The organism is Azospira oryzae, from assembly GCF_004217225.1.
GTDB classification, from domain to species: Bacteria; Pseudomonadota; Gammaproteobacteria; order Burkholderiales; family Rhodocyclaceae; genus Azospira; species Azospira oryzae.
On sequence record NZ_SHKM01000001.1, the window covers coordinates 976,029 to 993,492 of the forward strand.

Annotated in this window: 12 protein-coding genes; 6 read left to right on the forward strand and 6 right to left on the reverse strand. The window is 68.3% G+C overall.

From position 1 onward, the window contains the following. Nucleotides 1–8 precede the first annotated feature (8 nt). Nucleotides 9–662: a dethiobiotin synthase gene (gene bioD, locus EV678_RS04475; protein WP_130458650.1), complete on the forward strand. Its 654-nt coding sequence runs from the start codon at nt 9–11 to the stop codon at nt 660–662. Between the two features lie 189 nt (nt 663–851). Here bioD and EV678_RS04480 read toward each other — a convergent pair whose 3' ends face one another. After that, complete coding sequence (locus tag EV678_RS04480; RefSeq protein ID WP_165397446.1) at nt 852–3,995, reverse strand: ATP-binding protein; 3,144 nt, start codon at nt 3,993–3,995, stop codon at nt 852–854. Between the two features lie 226 nt (nt 3,996–4,221). Between EV678_RS04480 and EV678_RS04485 the strand changes: the two genes are divergently transcribed. Genes EV678_RS04485 through EV678_RS04505 form a run of 5 tightly spaced genes read left to right on the forward strand, consistent with a single transcriptional unit; the run spans nt 4,222 to nt 8,157 of the window. After that, the gene (locus EV678_RS04485) at nt 4,222–4,761 is read left to right on the forward strand and encodes a septation protein A (RefSeq protein WP_014237902.1); all 540 of its coding nucleotides are present in this window, start codon (nt 4,222–4,224) and stop codon (nt 4,759–4,761) included. After that, entirely contained in the window at nt 4,761–5,063 is a 303-nt protein-coding gene (locus tag EV678_RS04490; protein WP_014237903.1) for a YciI family protein, read from the forward strand. Before EV678_RS04485 ends, EV678_RS04490 begins: the two co-directional genes overlap by 1 nt. Continuing rightward, complete coding sequence (locus EV678_RS04495) at nt 5,060–5,332, forward strand: BolA family protein (RefSeq protein WP_235832403.1); 273 nt, start codon at nt 5,060–5,062, stop codon at nt 5,330–5,332. Before EV678_RS04490 ends, EV678_RS04495 begins: the two co-directional genes overlap by 4 nt. 42 nt (nt 5,333–5,374) lie before the next feature. Beyond that, on the forward strand, nt 5,375–6,175 hold the full coding sequence (locus tag EV678_RS04500) for a peptidylprolyl isomerase (protein ID WP_014237905.1): 801 nt from the start codon (nt 5,375–5,377) through the stop codon (nt 6,173–6,175). Between the two features lie 53 nt (nt 6,176–6,228). Continuing rightward, nucleotides 6,229–8,157 (forward strand): GGDEF domain-containing protein, encoded by a 1,929-nt coding sequence (locus EV678_RS04505; protein WP_130458652.1) that lies wholly within the window; start codon nt 6,229–6,231, stop codon nt 8,155–8,157. A gap of 21 nt (nt 8,158–8,178) precedes the next feature. Here EV678_RS04505 and EV678_RS04510 read toward each other — a convergent pair whose 3' ends face one another. The 5 genes from EV678_RS04510 to EV678_RS04530 all read right to left on the reverse strand — a co-directional run bounded on the left by EV678_RS04510 (nt 8,179) and on the right by EV678_RS04530 (nt 17,442). Then, a complete protein-coding gene (locus EV678_RS04510; protein WP_130458653.1) occupies nt 8,179–8,586 on the reverse strand; it encodes a bacteriohemerythrin in 408 nt (135 codons plus the stop codon). A gap of 86 nt (nt 8,587–8,672) precedes the next feature. Then, nucleotides 8,673–12,650, reverse strand: coding sequence for a phosphoribosylformylglycinamidine synthase (purL, locus tag EV678_RS04515; protein ID WP_130458654.1), 3,978 nt, complete (start codon nt 12,648–12,650; stop codon nt 8,673–8,675). 67 nt (nt 12,651–12,717) lie between these two features. Further along, nucleotides 12,718–14,226 (reverse strand): sensor domain-containing diguanylate cyclase, encoded by a 1,509-nt coding sequence (locus EV678_RS04520; RefSeq protein WP_165397447.1) that lies wholly within the window; start codon nt 14,224–14,226, stop codon nt 12,718–12,720. A gap of 103 nt (nt 14,227–14,329) precedes the next feature. Beyond that, complete coding sequence (locus EV678_RS04525; RefSeq protein WP_014237910.1) at nt 14,330–16,498, reverse strand: EAL domain-containing protein; 2,169 nt, start codon at nt 16,496–16,498, stop codon at nt 14,330–14,332. After that, the gene (locus EV678_RS04530) at nt 16,495–17,442 is read right to left on the reverse strand and encodes an ABC transporter substrate-binding protein (protein ID WP_165397448.1); all 948 of its coding nucleotides are present in this window, start codon (nt 17,440–17,442) and stop codon (nt 16,495–16,497) included. Before EV678_RS04530 ends, EV678_RS04525 begins: the two co-directional genes overlap by 4 nt. Nucleotides 17,443–17,464: the final 22 nt, after the last annotated feature.

The following is a 17,464-nucleotide window of genomic DNA, read 5'->3' on the forward strand; positions in this document are numbered from 1 at the left end:
ACCGCACCATGAAACAGGGTTATTTCATCGCCGGCACCGATACGGAAATCGGCAAGACCTTCTCCGCCTGCGCCCTGCTGCACGCCGCCCGGCGCCAGGGGCTGTCGGCCCTGGCCATGAAGCCGGTGGCGGCCGGCACCGAGGCCGACGGGGATAACGACGACGTGCGCCGCCTGATGGCCGCCGCCTCCGTGGCGGCGCCCCGGGACCTGGTCAATCCCTATCTGTTCGCCCCACCCATCGCCCCCCACATCGCCGCCGCCGAAGCCGGCCGGCCCATCAAGGCGGCGGTGATCCGCCATGCCTTCCAGGAGCTCAAGCCCCTGGCCGAGGTGCTGATCGTGGAAGGAGTGGGCGGCTGGCGCGTGCCCCTGGGGGATGATTTCGATGCCGCCGACCTGGCCCGGGAGCTGGGCCTGCCGGTGATCCTGGTGGTGGGCATGCGCTTGGGCTGCATCAGCCATGCCCTGCTCACGGCCGAGTCCATCGCCGCCCAGGGCCTGCCCCTGGCGGGCTGGGTGGCCAACCGCATCGATCCGGCCATGAGCCGCTTCGAGGAAAACCTGGCCTGCCTGGAGCGGGCCCTGCCGGCGCCCCTGCTGGGCGTCATTCCCCACGGCGTGGACGCTGCCGCGGCCGGCGACCTGCTGCGCCTGCCCTAGGCGCCCGGCAACAAACCCCTGGGGGCACCCGGCCAGGAGGCGCATCCCTGGCCGATGTCCGGCATGGCATGACGGAAAGCGGCGCCGGACGGGCGTCTCCGGCCTGCCGCCACACGCAACCCACGACTCCCGATCCGCAGCGGGCCGTCCGGACCCAGCTCCCCCACGGCAGGCTCCCGGCCTGCCGTTTCAGGCGGCGGGCGCGCCCGCCAAGAGTTCCTGGCGCACCAGTTCCAGTTCTTCCTGCAGTTGCCGCACCAGCACGCCCAGGGTTTCCACGTGGCCGCCCTTGGCCCGGGTTTCCAGTTCCAGGGCCAGGGCCGTGCCGCGGCCGGCGCTGAAGGTGGCCAGCAGCCCCTTCAGGGTGTGGGCCTCCCGCGACAGGGCCTCCATGTCCTGCCCCGCCAGGGCGGCGTTGAGGCGCTGCAGGTAGTTGGGCAGGTCGTCGCTGAACATTTTCACCAGCATGGCGAACAGTTCCTCGTCCCCTTCCAGGCGGGCCACGGCTTCGGCCCGGTCACAGCGGCGCAGCGCCGCCGGCGCCGACTCGAAAGGGGACGCGGCAGCCGCCGCCTGGCCGTCTGCGGGTATCGCCGCAGCGGCGCCGGCCTGGCGCAACAGCTCGGGCGGCAGCACGTCGGCCATGGCGGAGAAGAATTCGTCCCGGCGCAGGGGCTTGGAAACGTAGCCGTCCATGCCCGCCTCCAGGCACAGTTCCCGGTCCCCGGCCATGGCGTTGGCGGTCATGGCGACGATGGGCAGGTGCTGACCGTCGCCCCGGGCCGCTTCCGCCGCCCGGATGCGGCGGGTGGCTTCGAGGCCGCCCATGACCGGCATCTGCATGTCCATCAGCACCAGGTCGAAATGGTCCGTCGCCAGGGCCGCCAGGGCCTGCTGGCCGTTGTCCGCCAGGGTCACGCGGTGGCCCCGCTTCTGCAGCAGGGTCAGCACCAGCTTCTGGTTCACCGGGTTGTCCTCGGCCACCAGCAGGCGCAGGGGCGGCAGCACCACCTCGCCCCGGCCGGCGTCGGCCTCGCCACTCTCGGCCGGACCGGCCACGGCCTCCAGGCGGGCGGTGAAGTGGAAGGTGCTGCCCTGGCCCGGGTCGCTCTCCACCCACATGTGGCCGCCCATCAGGCGCACCAGCCGGGTACAGATGGTGAGGCCCAGGCCGGTGCCGCCGAAGCGGCGGGTGACCGAGCTGTCGGCCTGGGAGAAGGCCTCGAAGATGAGCTGCTGCTTGTCCGCCGGAATGCCAATACCGGTATCGCTGACGGCGAAGTGCAGGAGCCCGTCCCGGGCTTCGACGCGCACCGCAACCTGGCCTTCCTCGGTGAATTTGATGGCGTTACCCACCAGGTTGATGAGCACCTGGCGCAGCCGCCCCGGATCCCCCAGATAGCCGTCGGCCACCTCCTCCGGTACCTCGCAGCGCAGCGTCAGGCTGCGCTGGCGGGCGCGCAGTTCCAGGGGCTTGAGGGTTTCCCGCAGCAGCTGGCGCAGGTGGAAGTGGATGTGCTCCAGCTCCAGCTTGCCGGCCTCGATCTTGGAGAAGTCCAGGATGTCGTTGATGATCACCAGCAGGGCGTCGGCGGAGGACTTGACCATCTCCAGGTAGTCCCGCTGCTCCGGCGTCAGGGCCGAATCCAGGGCCAGGTCGGTCATGCCCAGGATGCCGTTCATGGGGGTGCGGATTTCGTGGCTCATGTTGGCCAGGAATTCGCCCTTGGCCCGGTTCGCCGATTCCGCCGCCTCCTTGGCCTGCTGCAGTTCCAGCTCCGCATGCTTGCGCTCCGTGATGTCGCGGAACAGCCACAGGTGGCCCCGGTAGTCCTCCGGCTGGGCCACCTGGGGGAAGAGGTAGATGGGAATGTAGTCCCGCTCCAGGACGCGCCCGTCGGCCAGGCGGATTTCCTCGCCGAGGACGGCGCGCCGGTCCTCCACCACCGCCTCCACCCGGGGCACGAACCGGGCCCCGTCGGCGCACAGGCCCTGCAGGTGCTGCAGCACCAGGCGGCAATCCACCCCCACCAGCTCCTGGGGGTCCACATCCAGTTCGAACAGCTGGCCCAGGGCCTGGTTGGCGAGCACGATCTGGCGGTTCTCGTCCTCCACCAGGATGCCCGCCTGCATGCTCTCGATCAGGGCCGAGAGACGGGAGGTGGTGGCCATGAGGAAGTCCTCGTCCCGCTTGCGCTCGGTGATGTCCTGGAAGGCGGCCACGGTGCCGGTGAAGCGCTCGCCCTCGAAGAGGGGCACGGAAACGACGGAGATGGGGAAGACGCTGCCGTCGTTGCGGGTGAAGGCATCCAGCTCGGAACGGAAGGGCCGGCTGGCCACCGCCGGCGAGTGCAGGGGACATTCGTCCTGGCTGACGTGGAAGCCGGTGGCGGTCTGGAAGTGGATGGTGTGGTGCACATCCTTGCCCAGCAGGTCCTGGCGGCTCCAGCCGAGCATGCGCTCGCCCTCGGCGTTGATGAAGGTGCAGCGCCCTTCGGCGTCGGTGGCGATGACCCCTTCCCCCAGGGCATCGGTGAGGCTCTGCAGGAAGCGGCTGTTTTCCTCGATGGTCTCTTCCTGCTGCTTGAGGCGGCGCGAAGCCCGGTTGAGGGCCTGTACCAGCTCGCCGATCTCCAGGCTGCCATGGTAGGCCGGCAGGCTCTGGCCCCGCAGCACGTCGAGGCGGGAGGCGAAATCCGTGGCCTGGCGCAGGGCTCGCAGGGGCCGCAGGAGAAACAGCAGCAACAGGGTGGTGCTGCCGATGATGGCGGCCAGGGCGGTGACGATGCTGTCCTGCCAGATGTGGCGCTGGGCGTCGGCCAGCAGGTCGAGGCCGATCTCCAGGCGCAGCCAGCCCAGCACCTGGCCGCTGACCACCGGCTGCCACAGCAGCAGGCGGCGCCCGGCCGGGGTTTCCAGCAGGTTGGAGCGGGCTTCTTCGCCGTGGGGCGGCAGCAGGCGGGAAACGCCGTATTCGGCGCTGGAGCCGCCCTGGTCGTCCTTGCGCACCGAGGCCAGGACCTTGCCCCTGGCGTCGATCAGGGTCAGGGCCTGGATATCCGGATACTCGGCGGAGCGCAGCAGGAAATATTCGAGGGCGCTCTCGTCCCCCAGCACCATCTGGGGCGCCGCGGTGAAGGCGATGTTCTCGGCCAGGGCCTGGCTGTGGCGGGTGATGGTTTCCTGGGACAGGTCGGCCTGCTCCTGCACCGTGTAGGCGGTGAAGGCGAACACGGTGAGCATGAACAGCAGGGACACCAGCAGCGCCACCTGGGAACTGATGCGGTAGGGCAGCAGGCTGAAGCGGCGGCGGACGGCAGGAGTCTGGTTCATGGGCAAGGGCCGGAAGAACGGAAAGGGCGCCAAAAGGGCCGCCACGAAAGGGTCCGGCGGGGCCGGGGAAGCGCCTGCCGGCGGCGGGCTGCAAAGCCCCGCCCCACGGTGTTTTTCGTGACGATTTGTAACCGCAAAGTATAGCAGAGGCGCCATGGACAGCCCGGGGGAAAGCCGCCATAATCCAGCGACCCCAGCACGGCTGCATGCCCCTTTCCGGATACCCATGAAGTTTCTCTTCGACCTGTTCCCCGTCCTCCTCTTTTTCATCGCCTTCAAGTTCGCCGGCATCTACGTCGCCACCGCCGTGGCCATCGCCGCCACCTTCGGCCAGATCGGCTGGCTCAAGCTGCGCCGCAAGCCGGTGGACACCATGCTCTGGGTCAGCCTGGCCATCATCGTCATTTTCGGCGGCGCCACCCTGGTGCTGCACGACGAGACCTTCATCAAGTGGAAGCCGACGGTGCTGTACTGGATGTTCGCCCTGATCCTGGGCGGCGCCACCCTGTTCTTCCGCCGCAACCTGATCCGTAGCCTGATGCAGGAAAAGATGGAACTGCCCGATGTCGCCTGGCAGCGCATGAATCTGTCCTGGATCGCCTTTTTCAGCCTCATGGGGGCCCTCAACCTCTATGTGGCCTTCCACTACCCCACGGAAACCTGGGTCAATTTCAAACTGTTCGGCGGCATGGGCCTGATGCTGGTGTTCGTCCTCATCCAGGGGGCCATGCTGTCCAAGTACGTGAGCGACGAGGAGAAAAACTGATGCTTTACATCATCATCGGCGAAGACCGCCCCGGCAGCCTGGAGGCCCGTCTGGCCGCCCGTCCCGCCCACCTGGAGCGGCTCACCCAGCTGCAGCAGGAAGCCCGCCTGATCCTGGCCGGCCCCTGCCCCGCCATCGATTCCCCCGATCCCGGCCCGGCCGGCTTCTCCGGCAGCCTCATCGTCGCCGAGTTCGCCTCCCTGGAAGCCGCCCGTGCCTGGGCCGATGCGGACCCCTATGTGGCCGCCGGCGTCTACGCCCAGGTCACGGTCAAGCCCTTCAAGAAGGTGCTGCCGGCGTGAGCGACACCCTGGCTGAAATGCAGCGGCGGCTGGCCGTGCTGGCCCCCCTGCGTCTGCACATCGACGACGAGTCGGCGGCCCACCGGGGCCATGCCGGCGCTGCCGGCGGCGGCGGCCATTACCGCCTGACCCTGGTCAGCGCCGCCTTTGCCGGCAAGAACACGGTGGCCCGCCACCGCCTGGTCTACGACGCCCTGGGCGACATGATGCAGGGGCCCATCCATGCCCTCGCCATAAATGCCCTGACGCCGGACCAAGACTCCGTATAATCGCGTTTTACCCCACCCATCACACAGCACAAGGACAAGTTCATGCAGACTATTTCCAAGTCCGCTTCCAAGCTGGCCGCCGCCCTGGTTTGCGGCGCCCTTCTCTCGGCCAATGCCATGGCCCAAAAGGCTCCCGCCGCCGTGGTGGTGAACGGTACCGCCGTGCCCCAGAGCCTGGCTGACGCCTTCATCGCCGAACAGAAGGCCCAGGGCGCCCCCGAAGGTCCGGAACTGCGCGCCGCCGTGCGCGAGGAACTGGTCCGCCGCGAAATCCTCAGCCAGGAAGCCAAGAAGAAGGGCCTGGACAAGAAGGCCGACGTCGCCGCCCAGATGGGTCTGGCCTCCCAGGCCGTGCTGATCCGCGCCTTCATCCAGGACTACCTGGCCAAGCACCCGGTCACCGATGCCCAGCTGAAGAAGGACTACGAAGAGATCAAGTCCAAGCTCGGCGGCAAGGAATACAAGGCCCGCCACATCCTGGTGGACAACGAAACCGAAGCCAAGGTGATCCTGGACAAGCTGAAGAAGGGCGAGAAGTTCGAGGAACTGGCCAAGCAATCCAAGGACCCCGGCTCCAAGGACAACGGCGGCGACCTGGGATGGTCCAACCCCAGCAACTACGTCAAGCCTTTCGCCGACGCCCTGGTGCGCCTGGAAAAGGGCAAGCTGACCGACGCCCCGGTGAAGTCCGACTTCGGCTGGCACATCATCCAGCTGGAAGACACCCGTCCCCTGAACCCGCCTCCCTTCGACCAGGTCAAGGGCCAGCTGCAGCAGCGCGCCCAGCAGCAGATCGTGGAAAACATGGTCAAGGACCTGCGCGCCAAGGCCAAGGTGGAATAAGCCTGCTGGCGGCCTCTCCCCGGAGAGGCCCGCCGATCAAGGGGGAGCGGCCCATGGCCCTCCCCCTTTTTTTCGTCCTGCGTCATCGCCATGTAACCTCCCCCGCCTACAGTGGCGATCCTGCCTCCCTGGTGGAGAAGACGATGACCGCCGCCTCCCTGCTCGAACGCCTTGCCCTCAATTTCCGCGCCCACTCCCTGCCCGGCGCCGAAGAAGCCGACATCCTGCTCGAACTGATCCGGGAAGGCCGGCTCACTCCCGTCTTCCAGCCGATCCTGGACTACCGGGGCCAGTCCTACATGGGCTTCGAGGGCCTCATCCGGGGCCCCATCGACTCCCCCCTGCACACCCCGGCCGCCCTCTTCGAACTGGCCCGCCGCCTGGACCTGACCATGGAGCTGGAGCGGGCCTGCCGCATCGCCATCTTCCGCGCCTTCGCCCAGCTGAACCTGCCCGGCAACCTCTTCGTCAATGTCAGCCCCGGCTGCCTCAAGGACCCGGAATTCCGCAACGGCGAAACCCAGGGCCTGCTGCGGGAACTGGGCCTGTCCCCCAGCCGCATCATCATCGAACTGACGGAAAACCAGCAGATCGAGGACTTCGCCGACCTCCACGACGCCCTCATGCACTACCGGGGCCAGGGCTACCGCATCGCCATCGACGACCTGGGGGAGGGTTTCTCCAACCTGCGCCTGTGGTCGGAGCTGCGCCCCGAGTACGTGAAGATCGACCGGCACTTCATCCAGGGCATCGCCGACGACGCCCTCAAGTTCAAGCTGGTCAGTTCCATGCACGAGATCGCCGAAACCTGCGGCGCCTACATCATCGCCGAGGGCATCGAGACCGAGGCCGACTTCACCACCGTGCGCGACCTGGGCATCGCCTGCGGCCAGGGCTTCTTCATCGCCCGCCCGGCGCCAACGCCGCGAACCCTGCCGGAAAGCGACACCCTGGCCGCCCTGAAGAACCGCCAGATCGCCATCTTCCCCAATGCCGGCGGCGCCGGCGGCAGCACCGCCCGGGCCCTCAGCCACTTCATCGAGCCCATCGCCCCGGACGCCTGCAACGACATGGTGTACCAGCGCTTCGAGGACAACCCGGAACTGCACGTGCTGCCGGTGGTGCACCAGGGCCAGCCCCTGGGCCTGATCAACCGTCACAACCTGATTGACCGCTTCGCCCGCCCCTTCCGCCGGGAGCTGTACGGCAAGAAGCCGTGCACCCTGTTCATGGACCCGGCGCCCCTGGTGGTGGACCAGAACCTGTCGGTACAGGAGGTGGGGCTAATGATCGCCCGGGCCGCCAAGCACTATCTCTACGACGGCTTCGTCATCACCGACCAGGGTTCCTACGTCGGGGTCGGCAGCGGCCAGGACCTGATGGCCATGATCACGGAAATGCAGATTTCCGCCGCCCGCTACGCCAATCCCCTGACCCAGCTGCCGGGCAACGTGCCCATCAACGAGCATGCCGAGCGCCTGCTGGAGAGCCAGACGGCCTTTGCCGCCTGTTACTACGACATCGACAACTTCAAGCCCTTCAACGACGCCTACGGCTACCGCAAGGGCGACGACGTGATCCAGATGCTGGGGCTGCTCATGGCGGAAGTGGCGGACCCGCGCCTGGACTTCATCGGCCACATCGGCGGCGACGATTTCATCATCCTGTTCCAGAGCCCGGACTGGGAGGAGCGCTGCGCCCGCGCCCTGCGCCTGTTCGACCAGCGCATGCCGACCCTGGTGGCGCCGGAAGACCTGGCCCGGGGCGGCTTCGTCGGCGAGGACCGCAAGGGCCGCACCGTATTCAATCCCCTGCCCTCCCTTTCCATCGGCGCCCTACGGGTGGAGCCGGGCCTCTTCAGCTCCCACCACGAGGTGGCGGCGGCGGCCAGCATGGCCAAGAAGCAGGCAAAAAGACAGGCCGGGAGCACCCTTTTCATCGAGCGCCGCCGGCCTGGCCTGGCGGCCGCAGCCGCCATCTGATTACCGTATCGTTGGGGGCGGCTAGAGGGCGCCCTTGGACTTGAGGAAAGGCACGTAGGCCCGGTCCACCTGGCAGATGTGGTGCACCAGCCATTCCTTGAGGAAATCCAGGGCTTCCATGGTCACCTCTTCCCCGTCCTCGAAACGCATCAGCAGATCCATGGCCTTGCCCGTGAAACCGTCGTGTTCGGCCTTGTGGGCCGGGGTTTCCGGGTAACCGAACTGCTGGAACAACACCTCCTCGACGATGAAGTGGTTGTGGGTGTAATCCACCAGCCCCTCCAGAATCTGTCCCACCTTGTCCCGGCTGGGGGCCGGGGCGGACAGCTCGTCGTGCAGCGCGTTGGTCTGATCCACGAGCCAGTGGTGCTGCCGGTCGATCTCGGCCAGCCCCAGTTCCAGCTCCTTGGTCCATGGCATGAATGCCATCGCATACCTCCCTGAAAGTTGAGGGCCGTTCCTGTGGTGCGGCGCCGGATCTTCTGTCCGGCTGCCGCTCCCGGCCCTGGGTGTTCCTAGCCCACCCAGCGGCGGGCGTTGCGGAACATGCGCATCCAGGGGCTGTCTTCGCCCCAGGCGCTAGGATGCCATGACATTTGCACGGAGCGGAAGACCCGTTCCGGATGCGGCATCATGATGGTGAAGCGACCGTCGGCGGTGGTGAAGCCGGTGACGCCGGCAGGCGAGCCGTTGGGGTTGTAGGGATAGACCTCGGTGGGCGCACCCTTGTTGTCCACATAGCGCAGGGCCACCAGGGCCTTGGCCTGGTCCTGGGCGTTGGCGAACTCGGCCCGGCCCTCGCCGTGGGAGACGACGATGGGCATGCGGGAACCTGCCATGCCGGCGAAGAACAGGGAAGGCGACTCGGTCACTTCGGCCATGACGAAGCGGGCTTCGAACTGCTCCACGATGTTGCGCTGCAGGGCGGGCCAGTGCTCGGCACCGGGCACCAGTTCCTTGAGGGCGCTCATCATCTGGCAGCCGTTGCAGACACCCAGGGCGAAGGTATCGGGGCGCTGGAAGAAGGCGGAGAACTCGTCCCGGGCCTTGCCGTTGAACAGGATGGTCTTGGCCCAGCCCTGGCCGGCGCCGAGCACGTCGCCGTAGGAGAAGCCGCCGCAGGCCACGGCACCCTTGAAGTCCTGCAGGGAGACCCGGCCGGCCAGGATGTCGCTCATGTGCACATCGACGGAATGGAAGCCGGCCCGGTCGAAGGCGGCGGCCATCTCGTAATGGCTGTTCACGCCCTGCTCGCGCAGGATGGCCATCTTCGGCTTGGTGCCGCTGTTGATGAAGGGGGCGGCCACGTCTTCGGCGATATCGAAGGTGAGGCTGGCGGAGAGGCCCGGGTCCTGGGTGTCCAGGATGCGGTCGAATTCCTGCTGGGCGCAGTCCGGGTTGTCGCGCAGGGACTGCAGCTTGTAGGAGGTCTCGGACCAGGCCCGTTGCAGGTCCACCCGGCTCTCGGAGAAGAGGGGCTTGGCGTTGCGGAAGACGCGCACCTGGTCCCGGTCGTTGGGGTAACCCACCAGGGCGTAGCACTGGCCCAGGCCGGCCTCGCGCAGGATGGCGGTGATCTTCTCCCGGTCGGCCCGGCGAATCTGCACCAGGGCGCCCAGTTCCTCGTTGAAGAGGGCCTTGACCAGCAGCTCCATGGAGCGGCCCTCGAGCAGGTCGGGGCGCTTCTCGGCACCATCCACATCGTTCTGCAGGGGGTCGTAGGCCAGGATGTCGGCGTTGATGGTGATACCACAACGGGAAGCAAAGGCCATCTCGCAGGCAGCGGCGAAGAGGCCGCCGTCGGAACGGTCGTGGTAGGCCAGCAGCAGGCCGTCCTGGTTGAGCTTCTGCACCACGGCGAAGAAGGCTGCCAGCAGCTTGGGCTCATCCAGATCGGGCACCTGTTCGCCGGTGGCGTTGTACACCTGGGCCAGGGCGGAGCCGCCCAGGCGGTTCTTGCCGGCGGAGAGGTCCAGCAGCAGCAGTTCGGTTTCGCCCTGGTCCAGCTGCAGCACCGGGGTCAGGGTGCGGCGCACATCCGGGCTGTGGGCGAAGCCGGTGACGATGAGGGACAGGGGGGAGACCACCTGCTTCTTTGCACCGCCCTCTTCCCAGGCGGTGCGCATGGAGAGGGAATCCTTGCCCACGGGGATGGAAAGCCCCAGGGCCTGGCACACCTCGGAGGTGGCCTTTACGGTATCGAAGAGGCGGGCGTCCTCGCCCGGGTAGCCGGCAGCGGCCATCCAGTTGGCGGAGAGCTTGACGTCGGAGAGCTTGTTGATGGGGGCTGCGGCCAGGTTGGTCACCGCCTCGCCCACGGCCATGCGGCCGGAAGCGGGGGCGTCGAGCACGGCCAGGGGGGTGCGCTCGCCCATGGCGAAGGCTTCGCCCTGGTAGCCCTGGTAGCCCATCAGGGTCACGGCCACGTCGGCCACGGGCACCTGCCAGGGGCCGACCATCTGGTCCCGGGCGGTCATGCCGCCGACGGAACGGTCGCCGATGGTGATGAGGAAGGTCTTGTCGGCCACGGAGGGCAGCTGCAGCACCCGGTAGCCCGCATCCTTGAGATTGATGCTGTCGGCGGCGAAGGGCACGGCGGCGGGCGCCTGGTGTACGGCCTCCCGGGTCATGCGCGGCGGCTTGCCGAGCAGGGCTTCCATGTCCATGTCCACCGGGTCCTCGCCCAGCTTGGCGTCGGTCACCTTGAGGCGGCCATCGGCGGTGGTGACGCCGACCACGGCGAAGGGGCAGCGCTCCCGCTCGCACAGGGCCTTGAATTCTTCCAGGCGGGAAGGCGGCAGGGCCAGGACGTAGCGTTCCTGGGATTCGTTGCTCCAGATTTCCGCCGGGCTCATGCCCGGTTCCTCGATGGGCACGGCGCGCAGGTCGAAGGTGGCGCCGCACTGGCCGGAGTGGGCCAGCTCGGGGAAGGCGTTGGACAGGCCGCCGGCACCCACGTCGTGGATGGAAAGGATGGGGTTGCCGTCGCCGGGAGCGGCGATGTCGTTCTTGGGCACGCCCATCTGCCAGCAGCGGTCGATCACTTCCTGGGCGCGACGCTGGATTTCCGGGTTGCCCCGCTGCACGGAGGCGAAGTCCAGGTCCTCGTTGTTGGCGCCGGTGGCCATGGAGGAAGCGGCGCCGCCGCCCAGGCCGATGAGCATGCCGGGGCCGCCCAGCTGCACCAGCAGGGTGCCGGCGGGGAACACTTCGGCCTTGAAGGACTGGCCGTCCTCGATGTTGCCCAGGCCGCCGGCGATCATGATGGGCTTGTGGTAGCCGCGCACTTCCGGACCCACGTTTTCTTCATAGGTGCGGAAGTAGCCGGTCAGGTTGGGGCGGCCGAATTCGTTGTTGAAGGCAGCGGCGCCGATGGGGCCTTCCAGCATGATGGAGAGGGCCGAGGCGATGCGGGAGGGCTTGCCGATGCTGGTTTCCCAGGGCCGTTCGGCACCGGGCACGAACAGGTTGGAGACGGAGAAACCGCAGAGGCCGGCCTTGGGCTTGGAGCCGCGGCCGGTGGCGCCCTCGTCGCGGATCTCGCCGCCAGAGCCGGTGGAGGCGCCGGGGAAGGGAGAAATGGCGGTGGGGTGGTTGTGGGTTTCCACCTTGGTCAGGATGTGGGTCAGCTCTTCCCTGTAGGCGTAGGAGCCGTCGGCCTGGGGGTAGAAACGGGGCACCGTGGCACCCTCGATGATGGAGGCGTTGTCCGCATAGGCCATCACCGTGCCCTGGGGATTGGCTTTGTGGGTGGCCTTGATCATGCCGAACAGGGTCTCGTCGCGGGCTTCCCCATCCACCACCCAGGCAGCGTTGAAGATCTTGTGGCGGCAGTGTTCGGAGTTGGCCTGGGCGAACATCATCAGTTCCACGTCGGTGGGGTTGCGCCCCGCCTTCTGGTAGATGTCCAGCAGGTAGTCGATTTCGTCCTCCGACAGGGCCAGGCCCAGGTCGGTGTTGGCCGCCACCAGGGCGGGCCGGCCGCCGGCCAGCAGGTCCACGCGGGACAGGCGCTGGGCTTCGAAATGGCGGAACAGGCCGGCGGTCTCGTCAAAGTCGGCCATGACGGATTCGGTCATGCGGTCGTGCAGCTGGGCCGCCACGGCAGCCCGCTCCTCGGCGGAAAGGCTGCGGCCGCCCGGGGTGCGCACCCAGTAGGCGATGCCCCGCTCGATACGTTCGACGGCGGCAAGGCCCGCATTGATGGCAATGTCGGTGGCCTTGGAGGACCAGGGGGAAATGGTGCCGATGCGGGGCGTTACCAGGAACAGTTCCAGGTCGTCGCCGCGTTCCTCGCCGTGACGCTCTTCGAGCAGTCTGGCCAACTGGCCGCGGGCATCGTCGGCCAGGGGCTGGTCGAGCTGCACGAAGTGCCAGTAGTCCGCTTCCACCCCGGCCACGGCGGGCACGGCAGCGCTCAATCGAGCCTGGAGACGTTGCAGACGGAAAGCGGAAAAGGCGGGAGCGCCACGCAGGAAGATGATGTCGGCCATGGGATTTCGAGAGGGAGTGGCTGAAGGGGTAAGGCGAAAGGCGGGATTATACCCGCTTGGCGCCCCCCTAGCCCGGGGTAACGACGGTGTCTGCGGGGAGCCCGGCAGGCGGCGCCGCCACCACCCGGTTGCGCCCGGCCCCCTTGGCGGCGTAGAGCGCCCGGTCGGCCTGCAGCAGCAGTTCTTCCGCCGAGGCCAGATCGCTGCTGTAAGCGGCAATGCCGATGCTGACGGTGAACTGCACCACGCCCTGGGGCGTCGGGATGCGGATCTCGGCCACCTTCTGGCGCAGGCGCTCGGCCACGGGCTGGGCCTGTTCCACCGTGGTCACCGGCAGCAGGATGCCGAATTCCTCGCCCCCCAGGCGGGCGAACTGGTCGGACTGGCGCAGGCAGGACTGGGCAGCGGCGACAAAGGCGCCGAGGGCCTTGTCGCCCACCGCATGGCCGTAGCCGTCGTTGATGCGCTTGAAGAAATCCAGGTCCAGCACCATCAGGCTGAGGTCGTCGCCGTGGCGCTGACTGCGGGAAAACTCCCGGGTCAGGGAGGCCATGAAATGACGCCGGTTGAGGCAGCCCGTCAGGTCGTCGGTGCTGGCCATGCGGAACAGTTCGCAGCGGGCCCGTTCCTGGTCCCGCAACAGCCAGATGAGGCGGCCGGAAGCGGCCAGGGCGAAGACGGTGAGGATCAGCCCCACCAGGGTGATGACCGTGGCGTCCAGCTCCCAGCGGGCCAGGATGTCGTCGGTGGCGGCGGCCACCACCACCACCAGGGGAAAATCGTCCATGGCGGCATAGGAGGTGAGCTTGCTGACGCCGTCGGTGGCGCTGGAGGAAGAAAACTCCACCCCCCGGGGCGCCCGGGGCAGGAAGTCGGCAAAGACGTCGGTCTGGGCCGCCGACTTGCCCAGCAACTGGGGCAGGTGGGGAGCCCGGGCCAGCAGGGTACCGTCCCGGCGCAGCAGGGTGATGGCGCCGTTGGGGCGGATGCGCTCCTGCTCGAAGACGCCGGCGAAATAGTCCACCCGGATGGAGGCGAGCAGCACCGTCACGTCGTGGCTGCTCCGCTGCAGGGGCACGGAGATGGGGATCAGCCAGTGGCCGTTCTCCCGGCTCTGCACCGGGGTGCCGATGTAGAAGCCGCGCCGTCCGGCGTCGCCCTGGGCGAGGAAATAGTCCCGGTCGCCGACCCGGGCGTTGGGCTTGGGGCCTTCTGCGGGAATGCGGTAGAGGGCGCCGTCGCGCTTCACCAGGCGCAGCTGGATGGCATTGCCGGAAGCCCGGTAGAAGCCTTGCACCAGGGCGGAGAACTGGGGATCGGTGAGGGGATCGGCCTGGGGATGGTTGGCCAGCCACAGGTCGGAGGTGTCGAGAAAGACTTCCACCAGCTTGAACATGCGCCGCACCTGCTCTTCTGCGGCGGTGGACAGGCGCACCAGGGTGACCCGGGTGCTGTCGATTTCCAGATCGCGGCTGCGCAGGCTCCAGTAGGCGACGAAGGCCCACAGGCAAAGCAGGAAGACGGCGGTGAGTCCCACCACCAGCCTGATCGAGATACGCTCCGTATCCTTCCCCATGCTCCCCGCCCCTGCCCGTCTGCGCCCTGGATACCGCATTGTATCCACGACCCCGGGCTCTTCTGCTGGAGAGAACGCAAAAAACGCGAAAAGTTCGCCGGCCTCAGGCCGCCGGCGACGGCAGGATCGAATAGACGCCGGCCTCGCCATTGACGTGACGGGCCTCGCACACCGCCAGCCAGTCCTCGAACAGCTGGGGCGGATCGAACCAGGTGCCCTGCCCCAGCTCGATGCCAATCTCCCGCACCATGGCGAAAACCGCGGCATCGTCCACCATCTCGGCCACGGCGGCCACGCCCAGCTGGCGGCTGATGTCGTGGATGGCCCGCACCAGGGTCTGGCTGACCCGGTCGTCGGTCATGCGGTGGATCAGGTCGCCGTCGATCTTCACATAGTCCGGCGGCAGGGCCCGCAGGTAGGCGAAGGAAGAGAGGCCGCTGCCGAAAGCGTCGAAGGCAAAGCCGCAGCCCAGCTGGCGCAGGCCCTGGGCGAAGGTCTGCACCTCGGCGAACTGGCGGCTGGCGGCAGCCTCGGCCACTTCGAAGCAGAGGCAGGCCGGGGCAATGTCGTAGTGCTGCAGGCGCTCGCCGATGTATTCCAGGGTCTCGGGCCGGCCCACGGTCTGCACCGAGAGGTTGATGCCGCACTGCAGGCTGGGGTGGCTTTCCTGATCCAGCAGCCGGCGCAGGCCGGAGCAGGCCGCATCGATGGCCCAGCGGTCCAGCCGGGGCATCAGGTTGAAGCGCTCCGCCGCCGGCAGGAACACCTCCGGCAGCACCACCTCGCCCCGCTCGTTGAGCAGGCGCAGGAAGACCTCGAAGCGCAGGCAGGAGGAAATGCCGGAAACCAGGGGCACCACCGGCTGGGCGTAGAGCAGCAGGCGGTTTTCCTCCACCGCCTGGGTCAGGCGGGAGGCCCAGTCCATTTCCCCCTGGTGCCGCACCACCTCCCGATCGTCGGCCTGGTAGACGTGGATGCGATTGCGGCCCAGGTCCTTGGCTGCGAAGCAGGCCTGGTCGGCGGCGGCCAGGGCCTCCTCCAGGGTCTGGATGCGGGAATCCAGTTCCACCAGGCCGATGCTGGCGCCAATGCCGAAGGCCCGGTTGTTCCAGACGAAGCGGAAGTCTTCCACCAGCTGGCGCAGGGATTCCACCACCCGCAGGCCGTCTTCCAGGCTGCAGCGTTCCAGCAGCAGGCCGAACTCGTCGCCGCCCAGGCGGGCCAGCAGATCCTGCCCCCGCACCCGCTGCCGCAGCAGCTGGGTGATCTGGCGCAGCAGTTCGTCGCCGGCGGCGTGGCCGCAGGTGTCGTTGACGACCTTGAAGCGGTCCAGGTCGATGTAGCACAGCACGTGGTGCAGTTCTTCGCCACCGCGCCCGTCCAGGGTGGCCTGCAGATGCAGTTCGAATTCGCGCCGGTTGGCCAGGCCGGTGAGGGGATCGTGGCTGGCCTGGTGGGCCAGCTGGGCAGTGGCGGTGGCAATGCGCTCCTGCATGGATTCGTGCATGTCCTGGAGACGGCTGGCCATGTGGTTGAAGCCCCGTTCCAGGGCCCCCAGCTCGCCGGCGGAGGCCTGCTCCACCCGGGCCTCCAGCTCGCCGGCGGCCATGCGCCCGACGGCCTTCAACAGGCGCCCCACGGGACGGGACAGGGAACGGGCCATGCGCAGGGCCACGTAGGCGCCGGCCCCCAGGCCGGCCGTCAGGATCAGCAGGGTATGCAGCAGCAGGGCCGACTTGCGCGCCTGCAGGTCTTCGCTGGACAGTTCCACATAGACCCAGCCCAGGCGGTCGCTGCCGGGGGGCTGGGGCGGCATCGGCTCGAGGCTGAGGAAATCGTCGATATCCAGCTGGCTGCGGCGCACCGGGGCGACGAAGCCCAGGGTGTCGTGACTGCTGGCCAGCAGCCCCACCAGGTCGCCGGCCTGCTCCGCCAGGCGCACCGGCAGCTGGGTGCGGCCGCTGATGGCCAGGACCCGGCCCTGGAAGTCCGTCACCACGGCGGCGCGCACGTCGGGCTGCTGCATGGCGGCCTGGACCAGGGCCTGCAGACTGGGCCGGTTGCCCGAGATGAGGCCGTACTCGCTGGCCGGCGCCAGGTACTGGACGATGGTGTGGCCACGCCGGCGCAGTTCCTCGTCCAGTTCGCCCATGCCGGTGATGGAGAAATAGGAGGCCAGGGCCGTGGCCACCAGCACGGCCGGCAGCAGGGCCAGCCACAGGGCCCGCTGGCGGATGCTGCCGACCAGACGCAGATAGAGGTGCTGCATCATTCGCCCTCCCCCGCCTTTTCCAGGGCTTCCCGCAGCACGCCCTCGTCCGGCAGGTCCAGTCCCAGGGAACGGGCCACGTTGCGATTGACGGCGACGCTGAAGTAGCTCGGGTACAGGGGCGCCCCCAGGGTCACCCGTCCCGCCGGCAGGCCGCGCAGGAACTCGGCCGTCTGGCGCCCCATCTGGGCCGGGGTGGAGAACACCGCCGCCAGGGCTCCGGCAGTCACGTAGGCCTGGGAAAAGCCCACCACCGGGCGCTGGTGGCGATAGGTGGTGAGCAGCACCGGCCGGGCCGTGTTGCGGTTGAACACCAGGCCGTCGGGCAGGGCCAGCAGCACGTCGGTACCCGGCAGCAGGCGGTTGAGGGCGGGCACGATGTCCCCCTCCTCGGCCACCTGCTCCATCTGCAGTTCAAAGCCGGCCCGGGACACGGCACTGCGCAGGCGCGGCGCCAGAGCGGCGGATTCGGGCCCCAGCAGCGCCGCCACCCGCTTGCGTCCGGGCAGGGCGAAGCGCAACAGGTTGAGCTGGCGCGACAGGGGCTGGTCCAGGTAGAGGGCGGAAAAGCTGCCGGGCCGGGCACGGCGCCCGGATTCGGCAGCGATCCGCTCGAAGGTCAGGCGGGGCACCAGAACGCTCAACACCGGCGGCGTCCCTTCCATCCGCGCCAGGGCCCGGGCGGCGCCGGCCCCTACGGCCAGGACCAGGGAGGCATCGCCCAGTTCCGCCTCGTCGATCTTTTCCCCGGCTGCCGCCACCCCGGTCAGCCGCACCACCCGCCGGCCCGGGGACTGGGCCATGCCGGCATTCAGGGCGTCAAGGAATTCGGCGTAGACACCGCCCCGCTCGCTCAGGACCACGGCCACCGTATCCGCCGCCGTGGCCGGTGCAGCACCTGCCGTCAGTCCCAGCCACAGCAATGCCAATGCGATATGACAAAGCATTCGCAGGCGAGGCAGAGCCGGG